Genomic DNA, 16,461 nt, shown 5'->3' on the forward strand with positions numbered 1-16,461 from the left:
CCCCCCCCCCCCCCCCCCCCCCCCCCCCCCCCCCCCCCCCCCCCCGCCGCCGCCCCCCCCCCCCCCCCCCCCCCCCCACTACCGCGCACGCCGCAGGCGTTCGCCTTATCCCAGATCCCCCAACCGCGCCTGCAGCGCCGCGATCGCGGCCAGGCCGGCGGTTTCCGTGCGCAGGATGCGCGGCCCCAGCTGCAGGCCCTGGAAGCCCGCAGCGGCCAGCTGGTCACGGTCACGCGGCGACCAGCCACCTTCCGGACCGATCGCGATGACCACGCCCCCCGCCGGTGCGGCGTCCAGCGTCGACAGCCGATGCGCCCCCTGCGGGTCCAGCGTCAGCCGCAGCGTATCGGCCGGCAGCGTCGCCGCCGCCTGCGCCAGCGACAGCGGCGGACCCACCTGCGGAATGCGTGCGCGCCCGGACTGCCCGCAGGCCGAGCTCACCACGTTGTTCCAGTGCGCCACGCGCTTTTCGGCACGTGCCGCGTCCAGCTTCACCTCGGTCCGCTCGGCATTCACCGGCACGATGGCGCTGACGCCCAGCTCGGTAGCCTTCTGCAGGATCAGGTCCATCTTCTCGCCGCGGGCAATGCCCTGCAGCAGGGTGATCGCCAGCGGCGATTCATTGGCCACCGCCTGCACCGCGTCGATGCGCACCTGCACCTCGCGCTTGCTGGCAACGGTCAGGGTGGCGCTGTAGTCATGGCCATCGCCATTGAACAGCACGCAGGTATCGCCCTCGCGCAGGCGCATCACCCGCACCAGGTGGTTGGCTGTCTCTTCCGGCAGGGTCACGGTCTGGCCGCTGTGCAGCGCCAGGTCGATGGGGCAGCGGGTCACGCGCATGCAATCGCCTCGTCGATGGCCGCCAGCGTGGTATGTGCCAGCAGCTCCAGTTGTTCGTCATCCACGCAGTAAGGTGGCATCCAGTACAGCACGTCGCCCAGCGGGCGCAGCACCACGCCACGCTTCAGCGCGGCCTTGTAGGCGTGCAGGCCAAGCCGCAGCGCCGGGTTGAACGGGGTCCGCCGGTTGCCGTCGCGCGACAGCTCGAAGGCCACCACCATGCCGGCCTGGCGCACGTCGGCCACCTGCGGGTGGTCGGCGAACGGCGCGGCCAGCGCGCCCATCACTGAGGCGATGCCGCGGTTGCGCGCGATCACGTCCTCGTCGCGGAAGATGTCCAGCGTGGCCAGGGCGGCCGCACATGCCAGCGGGTTGCCGGTGTAGCTGTGCGAATGCAGGAACGCGCGCTCGCGCGAATCATCGAGGAAGGCGTCGTACAGCGCCTGCGTGGCCAGCACCGCGGCCAGCGGCAGGAAGCCGCCGGTCAGGCCCTTGGACAGGCACATCAGGTCGGGCATCACCCCGGCCTGTTCGCAGGCGAACATCGTGCCGGTGCGGCCGAAGCCGGTGGCGATCTCGTCGGCGATCATGAACGCGCCGTGCGCATCGCACAGCTCGCGCACGCGCTGCAGGTAGACCGGGTCGTGCATGCGCATGCCGCCGGCGCACTGCAGGCGCGGTTCCAGGATCACCGCGCAGATCTCGCCGGGGTGCTGGTCGAACAGGGTGGCCAGGCCATCGGCGGCCTGCCGCGCACGGTCGGCCGCGCTCTGCCCCGGTTCGGCCAGGTAGGCATCGGGGGAGGGCGCGAACAGGCCCTCGGCCAGCAGCGGCGCGTACACGCGGCGGTACAGCGGGATGTCGCCCAGCGCCAGCGCGCCCAGGGTCTCGCCGTGGTAGCCGTTCTCCAGCGCGATGAAGCGCGTGCGCCGGCTTTCGCCGCGGTTCTGGAAGTACTGGAAGGCCATCTTCAGCGCCACTTCCACCCCGGCCGAGCCATTGTCGGCGTAGAACACCTTGGCCAGCGGCGCGCGGCCGGGCTGGCGTGGTGCCAGCGCCAGCAGGCGCTCGGCCAGGAGGATCGCCGGTTGATGGCTGAACCCGGCCAGCATCACCTGTTCCAGCTGCCCGGCCTGGGCGGCGATGGCCGCGCCGATGCGCGGTTCGGCATGACCGAACAGATTCGTCCACCAGCTGCTGACCGCGTCCAGGTAGCGGTTGCCGTCGTGGTCGATCAGCCAGGCGCCCTGGCCACGCGCGATCGGCACCAGCGGCAGGGTGTCCGGATGCTCGCGCATCTGCGTGCACGGGTGCCACAGCACCTGCAGGTCGCGTTGCTGCCACTGCCGGGCCAGCGGGGAGGGGGTTGGGTCTGCTAGCATTTCGGGCTCATGAACATGTTGCTGCCTGCACATTCTATCGGCCCCGGCGCACGCGCCGGCCGCCGCGGAGATTCCGCATGAACGACGACCGCAGCGGCCGTCGCCTGCCGATCATCCACCGGATCACCGACGAGGAGAACGGCCCGTTCCAGCGCCAGCACCTGGACCTGGAGTTCTCCAACGGTGAACACCGGCGTTTCGAGCGCCTGGTCAGCCGTGGCCATGGCGCCGTGGTGGTGGTGCCGATGCTGGACGAGGAGACCGTGCTGCTGGTGCGTGAATACGCCGCCGGCGTGCACCGCTACGAGCTGGGCCTGGTCAAGGGCCGCATCGATGCCGGTGAAACGCCTGAACAGGCCGCCGACCGCGAACTGAAGGAAGAGGCCGGCTACGGCGCACGCCAGGTCGACGTGCTGCGCGCGATGACCCTGGCGCCGACCTACATGAGCCACCAGTCGTGGCTGGTGGTGGCGCGCGACCTGTACCCGGAAAAGCTGGCCGGCGACGAGCCGGAAGAGCTGGAAGTGGTGCCGTGGAAGCTGGCCGAACTGGACCAGCTGATGCTGCGCGAGGACTTCTCGGAAGGACGCTCGCTGGCCGCGCTGTTCATCGCGCGCCAGTGGCTGCAGGGACGCCGATGATCAAGCTGACCACCGAGCTGCGCGAGACCACGATCGCCATCGCCCAGGAAGCGGGGCAGGCGATCATGCAGGTCTACAGCGAGGGTTTCGACGTCACCCTGAAGGCCGACGACAGCCCGGTGACCGCGGCCGATCTCGCCGCCGACCGGATCATCCAGCAGGGCCTGCGCCAGCTGACCCCCGACCTGCCGATCCTCTCCGAGGAATCGGCGCTGGTGCCGTGGGAACAGCGCCAGCACTGGGGCGCCTACTGGCTGGTCGACCCGCTGGATGGCACCCGCGAATTCGTCAAGCGCAACGGCGAGTTCAGCGTCAACATCGCGCTGATCTACCAGGGCGCGCCGGCCTTCGGCGTGGTCCAGGCGCCGGTGACCGGCATCGTCTGGCACGCCATGCGTGGCGAGCTGGCCTACCGCCGCCAGGGCCTGCACGACAGCGTGCTGCGCACCCGCACGCCGGCCACCGCGCCGCTGCGGGTGGCTGCCAGCCGCTCGCACCGTTCGCCGGAAACCGTCGCCCTGCTCGAACGCATGGGCGAGATCGAAACGGTGGCGCAGGGCTCCTCGCTGAAGTTCTGCCGCATCGCCGAAGGTGGGCTGGACGTGTACCCGCGGCTGGGCCCGACCTCCGAATGGGATACCGCCGCCGGCCAGTGCGTGCTGCACGCGGCCGGTGGCGCGGTGCTCTCTGCCAGCAGTGGCAAGCCGTTCCGCTACAACCGCCGCAGCACCCTGTTGAACGGCGATTTCATCGCCCTTGGCGACACCAGCCTGCCGTGGCGGGACTGGCTGTCCGATTGATCCTGGAGCCCGCATGAGCGACACCCCCACCGCCGGCAGTGCCGCCAGCACCGAACTGGAGCGCCTGCTGGCGATCATGGCGCGCCTGCGCGATCCGCAGGGCGGCTGCCCCTGGGACCTGGAGCAGAACTTCGCCACCATCGCCCCGTACACCATCGAGGAAGCCTACGAGGTCGCCGATGCGATCGATCGCGGCGACCTCGATGATCTCTGCGATGAACTGGGCGACCTGCTGCTGCAGGTGGTGTTCCATGCGCGCATGGCCGAAGAGCAGGGCGCGTTCGCCTTCGCCGAAGTGGCGCGCGCGATCAGTGACAAGATGCAGCGCCGCCATCCGCATGTGTTCGCCGATGTCAGCGTGGACGATGCCGATGGCGTGATGCGCAACTGGGACGCGATCAAGCGCGCCGAGCGCGCGGCCAAGGGCGACCAGGACACGTCGGCGCTGGCCGGCATCTCGCGTGGGCTGCCCGAATGGCAGCGCGCGGTGAAGCTGCAGTCGCGCGCGGCCAAGGTCGGCTTCGACTGGCCCGGCCCGCTGCCGGTGCTGGACAAGGCGGCCGAGGAGCTGCAGGAACTGCGCGAGGAATTCGAGCGCGGCGACATCGCCGGCAACAAGGCGCGGCTGCAGGAAGAGCTGGGTGACCTGCTGTTCGTCTGCGCCAACCTGGCCCGCCATGCCGACATCGACCTGGGCGCGGCGCTGCGTGGTGCCAACCACAAGTTCGAACGCCGCTTCCGCGCCATGGAAGCGCAGGCGGGCGCGCAGGGCGAAAGCCTGGCCGCGCTGGACCTGGATGCGCAGGAAGCGCTGTGGCAGCACGCCAAGGCCGCGGAGAAGGCGTGAAGACCCTTGCCCTGTTCCTGCTGACCGCACTGGCCGAGATCGTCGGCTGTTACCTGCCGTGGCTGTGGCTGCGCAAGGGCGGCAGCGTGTGGCTGCTGCTGCCGGCCGCGGCCAGCCTGGCCCTGTTCGCCTGGCTGCTGACCCTGCACCCCACCGCCAGCGGCCGCGTGTATGCCGCCTACGGTGGCGTCTACATCGGCACCGCGCTGTTCTGGCTGTGGCTGGTCGATGGCATCCGCCCCAGCCGCTGGGACCTGCTGGGCGCCGCCCTGTGCCTGGCCGGCATGGCCGTGATCATGTTTGGGCCGCGCCAGCCGGTGTGATGCCCGGCGGCTGTTGATCTTCTGTAGAGCCGAGCCATGCTCGGCTGCTGTTGATCTTCTGTAGAGCCGAGCCATGCTCGGCTGCTTCTGCCAACAGCCGTCGAGCATGGCTCGACTCTACAAAAAACGGGTCACCACCTGATCCGACCGCGCAGGATGTCGGCGAACATCACCCAGTCGCCGGCGAACGAGTACACCGGGTGGCGGAAGGTAGCCGGGCGGTTCTTCTCGAAGAAGAAATGGCCGACCCAGGCGAACCCATAGCCGCATGCCAGTGCCGCGAGCAGCAGCATCGACTGGCCGCGCAGCAGCGCTGCGACCACCAGCAGCAGTACGCCACAACTGCCGATGAAGTGCAGGCGCCGCGAGACCGGATGGCGGTGCTCGTCCAGGTAGAACGGGTAGAACTCGCGGAAGCTGGCGAAGCGGGACATGCACGTGCTCCGGGGCGATGACCGGCTACATCATGCGCTTTGCCGTGTTCGGCCGTTGTAGAGCCGAGCCATGCTCGGCTGTTCTTGGCCACGGCAGCCGAGCATGGCTCGGCTCTACAGGAAGCAACGGCATCCGAACGTGGGTCCGGCTCTACAAAACCGCGCGTCAGTTCGGGGCCTCGCACCCCAGCATCTTCAGGTCGATGGCCTCGGCCATGCGCCGGTAGCCTTCGTCGTTCGGGTGCAGGTGGTCGCGGGTGATGCTGGCCGGCAGCGATTCCGGCTGCTTCGGGTCGCGCAGCGCTGCATCGAAATCGACCACGCCATCGAAGCCGCTGTCCTTGCCGCGCGCCCACTGGTTGATCGAGGCGCGGGTGGTGGCCGAGACCGGCTCGTAGCGCTCGGAGCCGCCGAACGGCGTCAGCGTGCCCAGGTAGGCACGGATGCCATGCGCGTGCAGGCGCGCGGCCACCTGCTGGTAGCCCAGCAGCATGTCCGGTGCGTTGCGCCCGGGCAGCGGCTGCGCACCGCCGCCGTGGCGGATGTCATTGATGCCTTCGAACAGGATCACCTGGTCGGCGTCGGCCACCGCGATCACATCGCGGTCCAGGCGTGACAGCGCACTGTGGCTGCGGCCATGGTCCAGCACCTTGTTGCCGCTGATGCCCTGGTTGAGCACCACGAAGCGGTCCGGGCAGGCCTGCTGCAGGCGCTGCGCCAGCCGCTCCGGCCACTGGTTGAACGAACCGCGCGTGGCGGTCGCGCCTTCGGTGATCGAATCACCCAACGCCACAATGACCGACGGCCGCTGCTCACGCTGCACCATCACCGCCGAAAACACATTCTGCTGGTAGCTGACGCGTACCGTGTCTGCCACCCCCTCCTGCCTGCCATCGACCACGCGCACCACGGTACGCCGCACCGCCGGCCGGGTCGGCTGCGGGAAGTACGCGGTCACGCTGATCTCCTGCAGTGCGCCCACCGGCAATACCACCGGATCACTCAGCAGTGCGGCACCCACCGGCACGTCGATGGCGCGGCGACCATCGACGGTGACCGGCAGCACCGCAGCGCTGCCGTCCTTCAGGCGCACGCGGATGTCCTCCACGTGCAGCGGTGCATCGCCCAGTTCGTTGCTGATGCGCAGGCGCAACGCCTCGCCACGGCTGCCGACCCGGATGTCCTGGCGCACGGTCTGCGCGGCGAACTGTACGGGTGCTTCCGGCTTCCCGTCCTTGCGGTCCGGTGCCGGTGAAGCGGTCCAGGCGGTCACCCAGACCGGAGCGGCCTGGGCGACGGGGGCGGCCACGGCAGCGCCGATGGCCAGCGAAAGCAGGGTGATCCAGCGCTGCATGGCAGGTGTCCGCTCAGGTCAGGAGAAGTAGGTGCCGCCGTTGACGTCCAGGTTCGCACCGGTGATGAACGCCGCTGCATCGGAGGCCAGGAACACCGCCGCATCGGCGGCTTCGTCCGGCACGCCCTGGCGGCGCAGCGGGGTGTTGCCGGCGACGGCGGTGCGCACTTCCGGCTTGGTGAATTCGTCATGGAAGCGGGTGGCGATCATGCCGCAGCACAGCGCGTTCACGCGGATGCCCTTCGGCCCCAGTTCCTTGGCCATGGCGCGGGTGAAGGTCATCACCGCGGCCTTGGCGGTGGCGTAGATCGACGCACCCGGGCCACCGCCATCGCGGCCGGCCTGCGATGCGAAATTGACGATGGCCGCGCCTTCGCCCATGTGCGGCACCACCGCGTGGGTGGTCAGGTAGGTGGAGGTCAGGTTGAGGTCCATCACCGTGTGGAAGAACGCCGGGTCGATGTCGGCCAGCGGACGGCGCTGCACCATGCCGCCGGCCACGTTCACCAGCAGGTCGATGCGCTCGCCGAACGCGGCCTGGGTGGCAGCGACGAGGCCGGCCACGGCGGCGGCATCGGTCACGTCGGCGCGGTGCACGATGGCCTGGCCACCGGCGGCCTGGATCTGCGCCAGCGTTTCGTTGGCGCTGGCCTCATCGTTGGCGTAGTTGATGCAGACGCGTGCGCCGGCAGCGGCCAGCTTGATCGAGACGGCACGGCCGATATCACGGCCACCACCGGTGACGATGGCCACCTTGTCCTGGAACGACATGCGGGAAACTCCTTGGTTTGCGGGGGAATGAAGGGAAAGAACGGGCTCAGCCGCCACGGCGGTCGAGCTTGTGGATGGGTCCGGTCCACCACCACAGCGCGGCCAGCGACAGCGGCACCAGTGCGGCGACGAGGATGAAGATCGGGGCGTAGGAATGGCGGGTCAGCACCGGCACCAGCCAGGTGGTGATCAGCGTGCCGGCCACCGCAGCCAGGCCACCGAGGCCGGCGAGGGTGCCGACCGAGCGGCCATCGAACAGGTCGCCCGGCAGGGTCTGGATGTTGCCGATGGCGACCTGGAAGCCGAACAGCACGGCGGCAATCGCCAGCACGGCAAACAAGGGCTGGTTGGCCAGCACCGCGCCCAGCAGGGCAGGGGCCATGATCACGCAGCCCAGGGTGATGGACAGCTTGCGTGCACGGTCCACGCTCTGCCCGGCGCGGATCAGGCGCCCGGACAGCCAGCCGCCACTCAGACTGCCGAGCATCGCGCCGACGAACGGCACCCAGGCAAACAGACCGATCTGCTTGATGTCGAAGCCGAAGGTTTCGGCCAGGTAGATCGGCAGCCAGGACACGAACAGCCACCAGATCGGGTCCAGCAGGAAGCGGCAGGCGAGCATGCCCCAGCTCTGCCGGTGGGCCAGCAGCGAACGCACGCTCACCTTCGGTGCGGCGGCATCCTGCTGCCCGGCCTGGTCTTCCATGATCAGGCGGCGTTCGGCATCGCTCACCCACGGGTGCTTGTCCGGGCCGGCGCGGTACACGAACAGCCACGGCAGCAGCCACAGGAAGCCGATGGCACCGACCAGCACGAAGGTGCCGCGCCAGCCCAGCCACAGGTACAGGCCGGCGATGGCCGGTGCGGACACGATCGCGCCGATCGACGCGCCGGCGTTGAACACGCCCTGCGCCAACGCGCGTTCGCGCGCCGGGAACCACTCGGCATTGGCCTTGACCGCGCCCGGCCAGGCACCGGCCTCGCTGATGCCGAGCATCGCACGCACCAGGCTGAAGGACAGCATCGAATGGGTGACCGAGTGCAGGGCGATGGAGATCGACCACACGCTGATCGACAGGGCGAAGCCCAGGCGCGTGCCGATCATGTCGAACAGGCGGCCGAACAGGAACTGGCCGGCGGCGTAGAACAGCATGAACACCGTCACCAGCAGCGCGTAGTCATCCTTGGTCGCGCCCACTTCCTTGGCGATTTCCGGCCACATCACCGCCAGTGCGTTGCGGTCGATGTAGTTGATCACCGTGGCCACGGCGATCAGGCCGACGATCAGCCAGCGTACCGCCGACCGCACCGGCACCTTGCGCAGCTGGCTCACCACCGCAGGGCCGTTCATTTCGCGTCACCCTTGCTGCGGTCCATGCGCGCGTGGCTGCCACTCCAGCGGTAGGCATGGCCATCAACGGTCACGCGGTGCTCGCCCTTGGCGCTGCTGTCATCGGCCACGCCCAGGGCGATGCGGGCGCCGCTGGCCAGGCGCAGCTCGATCACTTCGGCATCGCTGCCGCGGGTGCGCACGATGTCCTTGATGCGGCTGTCGGCGCCGTGCACGTACTCGGCGGTGCCGTTGTACTCGCCATGCGGCTCCAGCACGCTGAAGAAGGTCACATCTTTCTGGCCTTCCACGCGCTGCAGCAGGGCCGGTTCGCGGCGCAGGTTGAATTCCGGATCGTTGGCACCGCTTTCCACCAGCAGCGCCTGCGCGGGTGCGCTGCTGCCGAAGCGATAGGTGTAGAAGCGGCCATCCAGCAGCCAGGCCAGCGTGCTCGGCTCGCTGCCGGGCTTGCTGCGTGCGTCCAGCCACAGGTGCTGGTAGCCGTTGTCCTTGCCCAGCACCGGGCGCTGGCTGGTGAAGTGCTCGGCCTCGAAACCGGTGGTAACGATGTGGCCGTTGAAATGCAGCGGCAGGTCGTAGCGCGCGGCCTTGTCACCGTGCACCTGCAGCAGGTCCAGCACCACCGGCAGGCCCAGTTCGGGGTGGCGCAGCAGCGCCTGGGTGCGGGTGAACACCACGCCGGGGTAGGCATCGCGCATGGTCGCCGAGGCGATCTGGGTATCGGCGTCGGCCTGGAAGAAGCGCACCTGCGGTGCATGTTCCTCGCCGCGTTTCCAGTCACCCTTGAAGTGGCTCTGCTCGTCCACCACCAGGGTGTTGTGGGCCACGGTCTGCTTGGCCCAGCTGCGGTTCTCGGCCAGGTAGATGCCGCCGCGCTTGGCTTCCACGTTGAGGAAGCGCGCTGCGCCGTAGTCGGTCACCACGGCCTTGCCGTTGTCGTAGAACAGCCAGTTGAGCTTGTCGAAGTGGCCGTGGCCCATGCCCTGCATGGTGTCCTTCTGCACCAGCGCCTGGCCGTCCTCGCCGTTCATGCGCAGGATCGCCAGGCCGCCGCGGTCGCCGTCGGGGCCATCGCGCAGAAGCATCGGCTTGTAGTCGAAAGGTTTGGCCTTGTTGGCCGCCAGCGCCTGCGCCACCTGCAGGCCCTCTGGCGAGAGTAGCAGGCGCTTCTGCTGCTGGGCCACCGACAGCAGATGGTCATCGCCGGTGCGCGCATAGGCGATGCCGATGCCGGCCACCAGTTCCTCGGTGTCGATGCCCTTGTCCAGGATCGCATCGTTGATCGGGAAGAACAGGCCGTCGTAGCTGGTCTGCACCAGCACGTCCACGGCCTTCAGCAGCACACCGTCGCGGCGCGCGAAGATCTTCCGCTGCGGCTCGTTGCGCTCCACGGCGTTGGCGAAGAGCAGGAACGGCGCCAGCGCGTAGCGCTGGTAATACGGGCCTTCCTCGTAATAACCGTCGGGCGAGAACAGCAGATCGATCTGCCGCAGGAAGCCGAATTTATCGTCCTTCTGGCTGCCGCGCAGGGACTTTTCCACCAGTTCCTGGTCGCGCAGCACGTAGCCGGTCATGCCGGTGGCGGCCACCGCCCAGGTCGCGTGGTTGTGGATCTGGTCGTAGTTTTTCGGCTCGCTGATCAGGAATTCGGCCATCGGCCGGAACAGCTGCGACTCGATGGTCTGCCGGTCCTGCGCGGACAGCGCGTCGCGGATCGCGTCGTAGCCCTGGATGGCGTTGACCAGCCACACCGAATCATTGAGCACCTGCCAGAACACGCGGCCGGGAATCTGCCCGCGGCCTTCCGGGTGCGGGCCCAGCGTCGGGTAGAGCTTGGCGTACTGCAGCAGCATGTCGCGCGAGTAGTCGACATAGGCCTTGTCGCCGGTCAGCCGGTACAGCGTGCCGGCCGCCAGCAGCGCCTGGTAGTTGCGCTTGTGCTGTTCATGGGTGCGGCCGCCGCCCTTGTCCTTGGGCACCGGCACGTCGATGCCGGCCGTCATCATCTTCTTCAGCGACTTTTCCGTACGCGCCTGTTCCTTGGCGAACCACGGGTAGCGGCTGCCTTCACTGGCCATCTGCTGCCACTGCGCAGCGGTCACCAGCACCGGCGCGGTGTCGGCCTGGCGCGCGGCGGCAGCCGGGGCCGCCAGCAACGGCGCGGCCGGCAGCAGGGCAAAGGGAACGGCCAGGGCCAGGGAAACGAACAGCGGCTGCAACCTCATCGATCAACTCCGGTGCTGGTGCGGGACAGGGCAACCTCGCCCACCTTGGGATACCAGTCCACCCCCGTGGCCTCGCGCGCGGTCATCGCCAGCGCCGGATCTGCACCGGTGGCGGGCAGGGCAGGGGGGGGCGTCCACAGGCCGCTGGCGGCCTGCTGCAGGGTCACGCTGCGGCTTTCGACGCCGCTGGGAAACACGGTGCTTGCCTGCGGCGACTGCACGTTGCCGCTGAAAGCGATGCCGGCCAGCGAACTGGCGGCGTTGGGTGGGTTCCTGCTGGTGCGGTTGACGATCAGGTTGGCGCTGAAGCGGCTGTTGCTGGCGGCCACGTCGATGCCCTTGGCCGCGTCATGGCCGACGCCGAAGCTGATCTTCGCCACATCCACGAAGGTGTTGCGGCTGATGGTGGCGTTGACCACCGGCGCATAGCCGGACAGCGGCGGATCGGCCTGCGCGTCCATGATCGCCAGCGCCGAGCGGTTGCTGGAACCGGCCAGACGCTCGAAGTAGTTGTTGCTGACGGTCTGGTCGGCGTTGATGATGCGCACGCCGCCGGTGCCGGCCTTGTCGTCGCCGAGGAAGACGTTGTCGAGCACCCGGTTGCCGTTGCCGTGGCGCAGGGTCAGCGCGCCGGCCGAACGATAGAAGACGTTGCCGCGGTAGGTGTTGCCACCTGACTTGTTGGAGACGATCTCGGTCTCGCCGTCGCAGCCTTCGAACCAGTTGTTTTCCACGGTGCTGTTGGAATCGCTCAGCGAGGTGTCGCTGGTGCCGACGCGGATCGTTTCGCCGCCGTTGACGCCGAGCAGCGGGCGCGGCCCGAACCAGTTGTGGTCGATGCGGTGCTGGTTGTCCAGGCCCTCGGTGGCATCGCGCACCACCACCACGGTCGGCCCGGCATTGGTCTTGCCGCGCAGCTGGCTGTGGTCGAGGCGGTTGTGGCTGCCGTACAGCGACACCCAGTAGTCCTGGTCGCTGGCATCGGGGTTGGTGTAGTCGTCGATGACCAGGCCGGTCACCCGGCTGTGGCTGGCCACCGCCTTGCTCGATTCGCGGAAGGCCACCACCGCATCGCCCGGCGTGTAGCCGTTGCGGAACACCAGGTTGGAGACCTGCAGGTAGCTGCCGGCCAGGCGCAGGTCCGAACGCCCGCTGAGGATCACCTTGCCCGGGGTCTGTGCGCGCAGGGTGATCGGCGCGGCCTCGGTGCCCTGGCCCTTCAGCAGCAGACGGGTGTCGGTCCAGGTGCCGTCGGCCAGCACGATTTCATCGCCGGGCTGCAGGGCGGCCGCGGCGGTGGTGAACTCGGCGGCATCGTGGACCAGCCAGCTGGCGGCCTGTGCCGACGAAGTGGTCAGGCAGATTGCCAGACCAGTTGCGAGGAATGATCCGGGAAGCCGGTTGGACGGGCGGTACGAAGTCGATTCGGTGCGCATGAAGTCCTTCCAGGGACGGTCGGGCCGTCGTTTCGGGTGGGTGTGCATACCACTTGCGGGGTCTGTTGTAAGCCAGCTTTCGCGCAAAGTCATGCTGCATCAGCACATTTAATGACGGCCAGGCGGTATGAAGCAAAGGTATTAAGAAAAATCCAGTCCAGTTGGTTGACATTTCTGTGTCTGCATGTCGAAGCTGCGTCCACGCCTGCCAACCAGGCGATCCTTTGGGAGGAGGAAACCATGCGGCAATCTGCCGGAGCTGTACGTACCATCACGCTGTCACCCACGCCCCTCGTCGTGGCTTTGCTTGCCGCGCTGGCCGCCGCTCCGCTGGCGCAGGCGCAGTCCACCACCGGCAGCGCCGGGCAGCACGCCACCACGCTGGACCAGGTGCAGGTCACCGGCATCCGCGAATCGATGCAGAGTTCGATCAACAAGAAGCGCGACGACACGGTCATCGCCGACGTGCTCTCGGCAGACGACATCGGCGATCTGCCGGCGCCGTCGCTGGCCGATGCGATCGAAACGCTGACCGGCGCCGCCTCGACCCGCGACAAGACCGGTGCCTCGGAAATTTCCATCCGCGGCCTCGGCGCCTTCCTCAGCAGCACCAATTTCAACGGCCGCGAGATCACCAACGGCAGCGGCGACCGCTCGGTGAACTTCAACATGTTCCCGGCCGAGCTGATCAATACGGTGGCCATCTACAAGACCCAGCGCGCCGACATCATCGAAGGCGGCGTGGCCGGCACCATCGGCCTGGAAACGGTCAAGCCGCTGGAATACGGCAAACGCTCGGTGCAGTTCGACCTGCGCGGCAGCTGGGCCGAGTACGACAAGAAGTACCGCGATGACGATGGCATCGGCTACCGCGGCACTGCCAGCTACATCGACCAGTTCGAGTTCGGCGACGGCCAGAAGCTGGGCGTCTCGCTGGGCTTCCAGCGCCTGGATGGCACCGACCCGGAAGAGAGCATCACCAGCGGTTCCACCTGGTACGCCTGCGATGGCAACCAGAACGTGACCAACGCCAACTGCTCCGAAGTGGGCGCGCAGGCCATCGCCAACGGTGCGCCGTACTACCTGGTGCCGAGCAGCCGCATCTACCGCCTGAAGCAGGAACGCAACGACCGCCAGAGCGAGTTCGCTGCGGTGCAGTGGCGGCCCAACGATGTGGTCGAAGTGAACGTCGACTTCGAGCACACCCAGCGCAACTGGTATGAAAACCGCAGCGACCTGAGCCTGTCCAACGCGCGCCGTGGCATCACCCAGCGCGAAGTGGACGAAAACGGCATCGTCCGCCACCTGCATGGCAGCACCTCGATTGATTCCACCTCCAACCGCTACTGGCGCGGCGAGGAGTACACCGGTGGCGGCCTGAACCTGATCGTGCGGCCGAGCCCGGCCTGGGAACTGTCCACCGATCTGTCCTACTCGCATACCAACCGCCTGGACAGCGAGCGCATGACCCGCCTGCGGGCCAACCAGCGCGACATCAACAATGCCGTCGTGCCGGGCATCAGCAGCGGCACCACCGGTTATGTCGACTACGACTGGGACTGGCATGGCGAAGTGCCGAGCGTGGCCCTGGCGCCGAACTTCGACGTGCAGAACTGGGATGCGTACTCCGGTGCGGCCCGCGTCACCTCCAGCGCCACCGAGAACGACCACAAGATCAAGGCCGGTCGCTTCGACGCCAGCTTCATGCCGGAGTCGGGCTTCTTCACCCGCATCAAGGGCGGCGTGCGCGCCAGCCAGGCCGACTACCGCCTGCGCGACAACACCCTGGTGACCGACTACGACCAGCGCGTGGCCGCCGACAAGGCGAAGATCATCGCTGCCAATCAGGCCTGCCGCGCACCGTTCCCGCAGAGCGATTTCATGGATGCCGCCAGCGGCAACACGATCTCCTCGTGGGCGTACTTCGATCCCAACTGCCTGTACCAGTCCTTCCGTGGCAGCCTCGACAGCGGCCTGGATCCGGACTTCCAGGATCCGAACAACGTCGACATCACCGAGAAGACGCGCGCGCTGTACCTGCTGGGCGAGTTCAGCAGCAGCCTGTTCGGGCTGCCGGTGACCGGCAACGTCGGCCTGCGCTGGGTCAAGACCGATGTGCGTTCGGAAGGCGTGCGCACCGACCTGCAGATCGAGGACAACGGCGATGGCACGATCCGCCTGCAGCCGACCGGCAACTACACCACCCAGGTATTCAAGGCCGGCAATGACAAGCTGCTGCCCAGCCTGAACGCGGCGTTCGAACTGCGTCCGGACGTGCTGCTGCGCGTCGGTGCCTACCGCGCCATGTCACGCCCGGACATCGCGGCGCTCGGTGCCGGCCGCACCATCAATGTCAGCAGCGATGCCACCTACGGCAACCTGGCCGATGCGCTGGACGACATCAGTGCCAGCGGCAACCCGGCCGCGCAGCCGCTGATGTCCTGGAACGGCGACCTGTCGCTGGAGTGGTACCCGAACCCGGACACCATGCTGGCCGGCGCGGTGTACTGGAAGCAGTTCAACGGCGGCACCGCCACCGCGCTGGTGCCGGAGACCTACACCATCAACGGGCAGACCGTGACCGTGCCGGTGCGCCAGCAGGTGACCACCGACGACGACAGCACCCTGACCGGCCTGGAACTGAGCGTGACCCATCGCCTGTCCTACCTGCCCAAGCCGTTCGATGGGCTGGGCTTCAAGGTCAGCTACAACTACGCCGACGCCGACTACGAGACCCAGGATTCGCGACTGGGCGAGCAGCTGGCCGCCGATGGCAGCGTCATCCCGGCCATCGTGCCGCCGGCCGGCCTCAGCGGTTTCTCGCGGCACGTGCTGTCCGGTTCGATCTACTGGGACGTGGGCCGCTTCAACATCCAGGCCATCGGCAAGTTCCGCTCGCACTACTACCAGGACTTCACCGGCAACACCGCGCAGCAGAACCGCTACTACGACGACAACACCAGCGTCGACCTGCGCATGCGCTACAAGGTCAACAAGCAGCTGTCGCTGTCGCTGGAGCTGATGAACCTGACCAACGAACCGCGCGTGGCGTACCAGCCGCTTTACGGCAATTTCCGTGAAGTGGTGACCTACGGGCGGCGTGCGTATTTCGGTGTACGATACAAGTTCTGAACAGGGCGGCGCGGCCAGTGGTCGCGCCGTCGCTCCATCCGGACCCGCACCGCGCACGGTGGCCCGGGACGGGCCCGGAGGGAACCGCCAAGGGTCAGCCGCATGTCCGCCAACCGCCTCTACCAGACCATCGCCGCCAAGCTCCGCAAGCTGATCGAGGACGGCGAATTTCCGCCGGGCTCGCGCCTGCCGGGCGAGCGTGAGCTGGCCGAACGATTCGGCGTCAGCCGGGTGACAGTGCGTGAAGCCGAGATCGCCCTGGAAGCCCAGGGCTGGATCGCCATCCGCATCGGCTCGGGCGTGTACGTCAAGCCACGCCCGACGCAGGCCTCCGGTGGCCTGCCCGATGTCAGCGCCTTCGACCTCACCGCCGCCCGTGCGGTGTTCGAGGCCGAGGCCGCGGCGCTGGCCGCCAGCAACATCGACGAGGCCGGCATCGCCGAACTGCAGGTGCTGGCCCAGGCGCTGTGCCGCCGCGACCTGACCGATGAGGAAGCCGGCGACTTCGACCGCCGCTTCCACCTGACCATCGCCCGCCTGTCCGGCAACCCGGTGGTGGAGTACTTCATCCAGCAGATCTGGCGCATGCGCAGCGATCTGCCGCGGGTGGCCGAGGTCTACGCGCGGGTCTGCCACGACGACGGTGCCAGCCGTGCCGACGAGCACATGGCGATCTTCGAGGCGCTGCGCAGCCGCGACCCGGTGGCGGCGCGCAATGCCATGCGCTACCACTTCCAGCGCCTGTTCGAGGCGATGCTGGAAGCAACTGAAAGCCAGGCGCTGGAAGAAATCCGCCGACGCACCCAGCAGGACCGCGAGCGCTTCCTGGCAACCACGCGCATCTGAGGGTTTCCAGCCAACGGCGCAGCCCCTCGTGGGGTGGTCGCCGAAGGCGGTTCATGTGTTTGGGTCGGGCGGGTGG

The 16,461-nt window shown here is 68.1% G+C and carries 14 protein-coding genes; 6 read left to right on the forward strand and 8 right to left on the reverse strand.

Annotated features, from left to right (window positions below):
* Positions 1-105: 105 nt before the first annotated feature.
* Positions 106-843 carry a 16S rRNA (uracil(1498)-N(3))-methyltransferase gene (locus IAE56_RS17195; RefSeq protein ID WP_108769686.1) on the reverse strand — a complete coding sequence of 246 codons (738 nt, stop codon included), beginning with the start codon at positions 841-843 and terminating at the stop codon, positions 106-108.
* Complete coding sequence (bioA, locus tag IAE56_RS17200) at positions 834-2,225, reverse strand: adenosylmethionine--8-amino-7-oxononanoate transaminase (RefSeq protein WP_234456163.1); 1,392 nt, start codon at positions 2,223-2,225, stop codon at positions 834-836. The genes IAE56_RS17195 and bioA overlap by 10 nt, the downstream gene beginning before the upstream one ends.
* 77 nt (positions 2,226-2,302) lie before the next feature.
* Between bioA and nudE the strand changes: the two genes are divergently transcribed.
* The 4 genes from nudE to IAE56_RS17220 are packed head-to-tail and all read left to right on the forward strand — an operon-like array spanning position 2,303 to position 4,836.
* Positions 2,303-2,866: an ADP compounds hydrolase NudE gene (gene nudE / locus IAE56_RS17205; RefSeq protein WP_108769684.1), complete on the forward strand. Its 564-nt coding sequence runs from the start codon at positions 2,303-2,305 to the stop codon at positions 2,864-2,866.
* Complete coding sequence (cysQ, locus tag IAE56_RS17210) at positions 2,863-3,666, forward strand: 3'(2'),5'-bisphosphate nucleotidase CysQ (protein WP_200753359.1); 804 nt, start codon at positions 2,863-2,865, stop codon at positions 3,664-3,666. Before nudE ends, cysQ begins: the two co-directional genes overlap by 4 nt.
* Positions 3,667-3,679: 13 nt before the next feature.
* On the forward strand, positions 3,680-4,513 hold the full coding sequence (gene mazG, locus IAE56_RS17215; RefSeq protein ID WP_200753360.1) for a nucleoside triphosphate pyrophosphohydrolase: 834 nt from the start codon (positions 3,680-3,682) through the stop codon (positions 4,511-4,513).
* Positions 4,510-4,836: a YnfA family protein gene (locus IAE56_RS17220; protein ID WP_079222853.1), complete on the forward strand. Its 327-nt coding sequence runs from the start codon at positions 4,510-4,512 to the stop codon at positions 4,834-4,836. The genes mazG and IAE56_RS17220 overlap by 4 nt, the downstream gene beginning before the upstream one ends.
* Before the next feature lie 131 nt (positions 4,837-4,967).
* Here IAE56_RS17220 and IAE56_RS17225 read toward each other — a convergent pair whose 3' ends face one another.
* The 6 genes from IAE56_RS17225 to IAE56_RS17250 form a co-directional block, all read right to left on the reverse strand.
* Complete coding sequence (locus IAE56_RS17225) at positions 4,968-5,270, reverse strand: DUF962 domain-containing protein (protein WP_200753361.1); 303 nt, start codon at positions 5,268-5,270, stop codon at positions 4,968-4,970.
* Between the two features lie 166 nt (positions 5,271-5,436).
* Positions 5,437-6,624 carry a GDSL-type esterase/lipase family protein gene (locus IAE56_RS17230; protein WP_200753362.1) on the reverse strand — a complete coding sequence of 396 codons (1,188 nt, stop codon included), beginning with the start codon at positions 6,622-6,624 and terminating at the stop codon, positions 5,437-5,439.
* Positions 6,625-6,642: 18 nt separating this feature from the next.
* Positions 6,643-7,395: a glucose 1-dehydrogenase gene (locus IAE56_RS17235; protein WP_200753363.1), complete on the reverse strand. Its 753-nt coding sequence runs from the start codon at positions 7,393-7,395 to the stop codon at positions 6,643-6,645.
* A gap of 46 nt (positions 7,396-7,441) precedes the next feature.
* Positions 7,442-8,746 carry an MFS transporter gene (locus IAE56_RS17240; RefSeq protein WP_200753364.1) on the reverse strand — a complete coding sequence of 435 codons (1,305 nt, stop codon included), beginning with the start codon at positions 8,744-8,746 and terminating at the stop codon, positions 7,442-7,444.
* A complete protein-coding gene (locus tag IAE56_RS17245; RefSeq protein ID WP_200753365.1) occupies positions 8,743-10,971 on the reverse strand; it encodes an oligoalginate lyase in 2,229 nt (742 codons plus the stop codon). The genes IAE56_RS17240 and IAE56_RS17245 overlap by 4 nt, the downstream gene beginning before the upstream one ends.
* Positions 10,968-12,407 carry a polysaccharide lyase 6 family protein gene (locus tag IAE56_RS17250; RefSeq protein ID WP_200753366.1) on the reverse strand — a complete coding sequence of 480 codons (1,440 nt, stop codon included), beginning with the start codon at positions 12,405-12,407 and terminating at the stop codon, positions 10,968-10,970. The genes IAE56_RS17245 and IAE56_RS17250 overlap by 4 nt, the downstream gene beginning before the upstream one ends.
* Positions 12,408-12,647: 240 nt before the next feature.
* Here IAE56_RS17250 and IAE56_RS17255 point away from each other — a divergent pair, with 240 nt between their 5' ends.
* Entirely contained in the window at positions 12,648-15,539 is a 2,892-nt protein-coding gene (locus IAE56_RS17255; protein WP_200753367.1) for a TonB-dependent receptor, read from the forward strand.
* Between the two features lie 102 nt (positions 15,540-15,641).
* Complete coding sequence (locus IAE56_RS17260; protein WP_108769676.1) at positions 15,642-16,385, forward strand: FadR/GntR family transcriptional regulator; 744 nt, start codon at positions 15,642-15,644, stop codon at positions 16,383-16,385.
* Positions 16,386-16,461: the final 76 nt, after the last annotated feature.

It is taken from the genome of Stenotrophomonas sp. S41, assembly GCF_016624625.1.
Lineage (GTDB): Bacteria > Pseudomonadota > Gammaproteobacteria > Xanthomonadales > Xanthomonadaceae > Stenotrophomonas.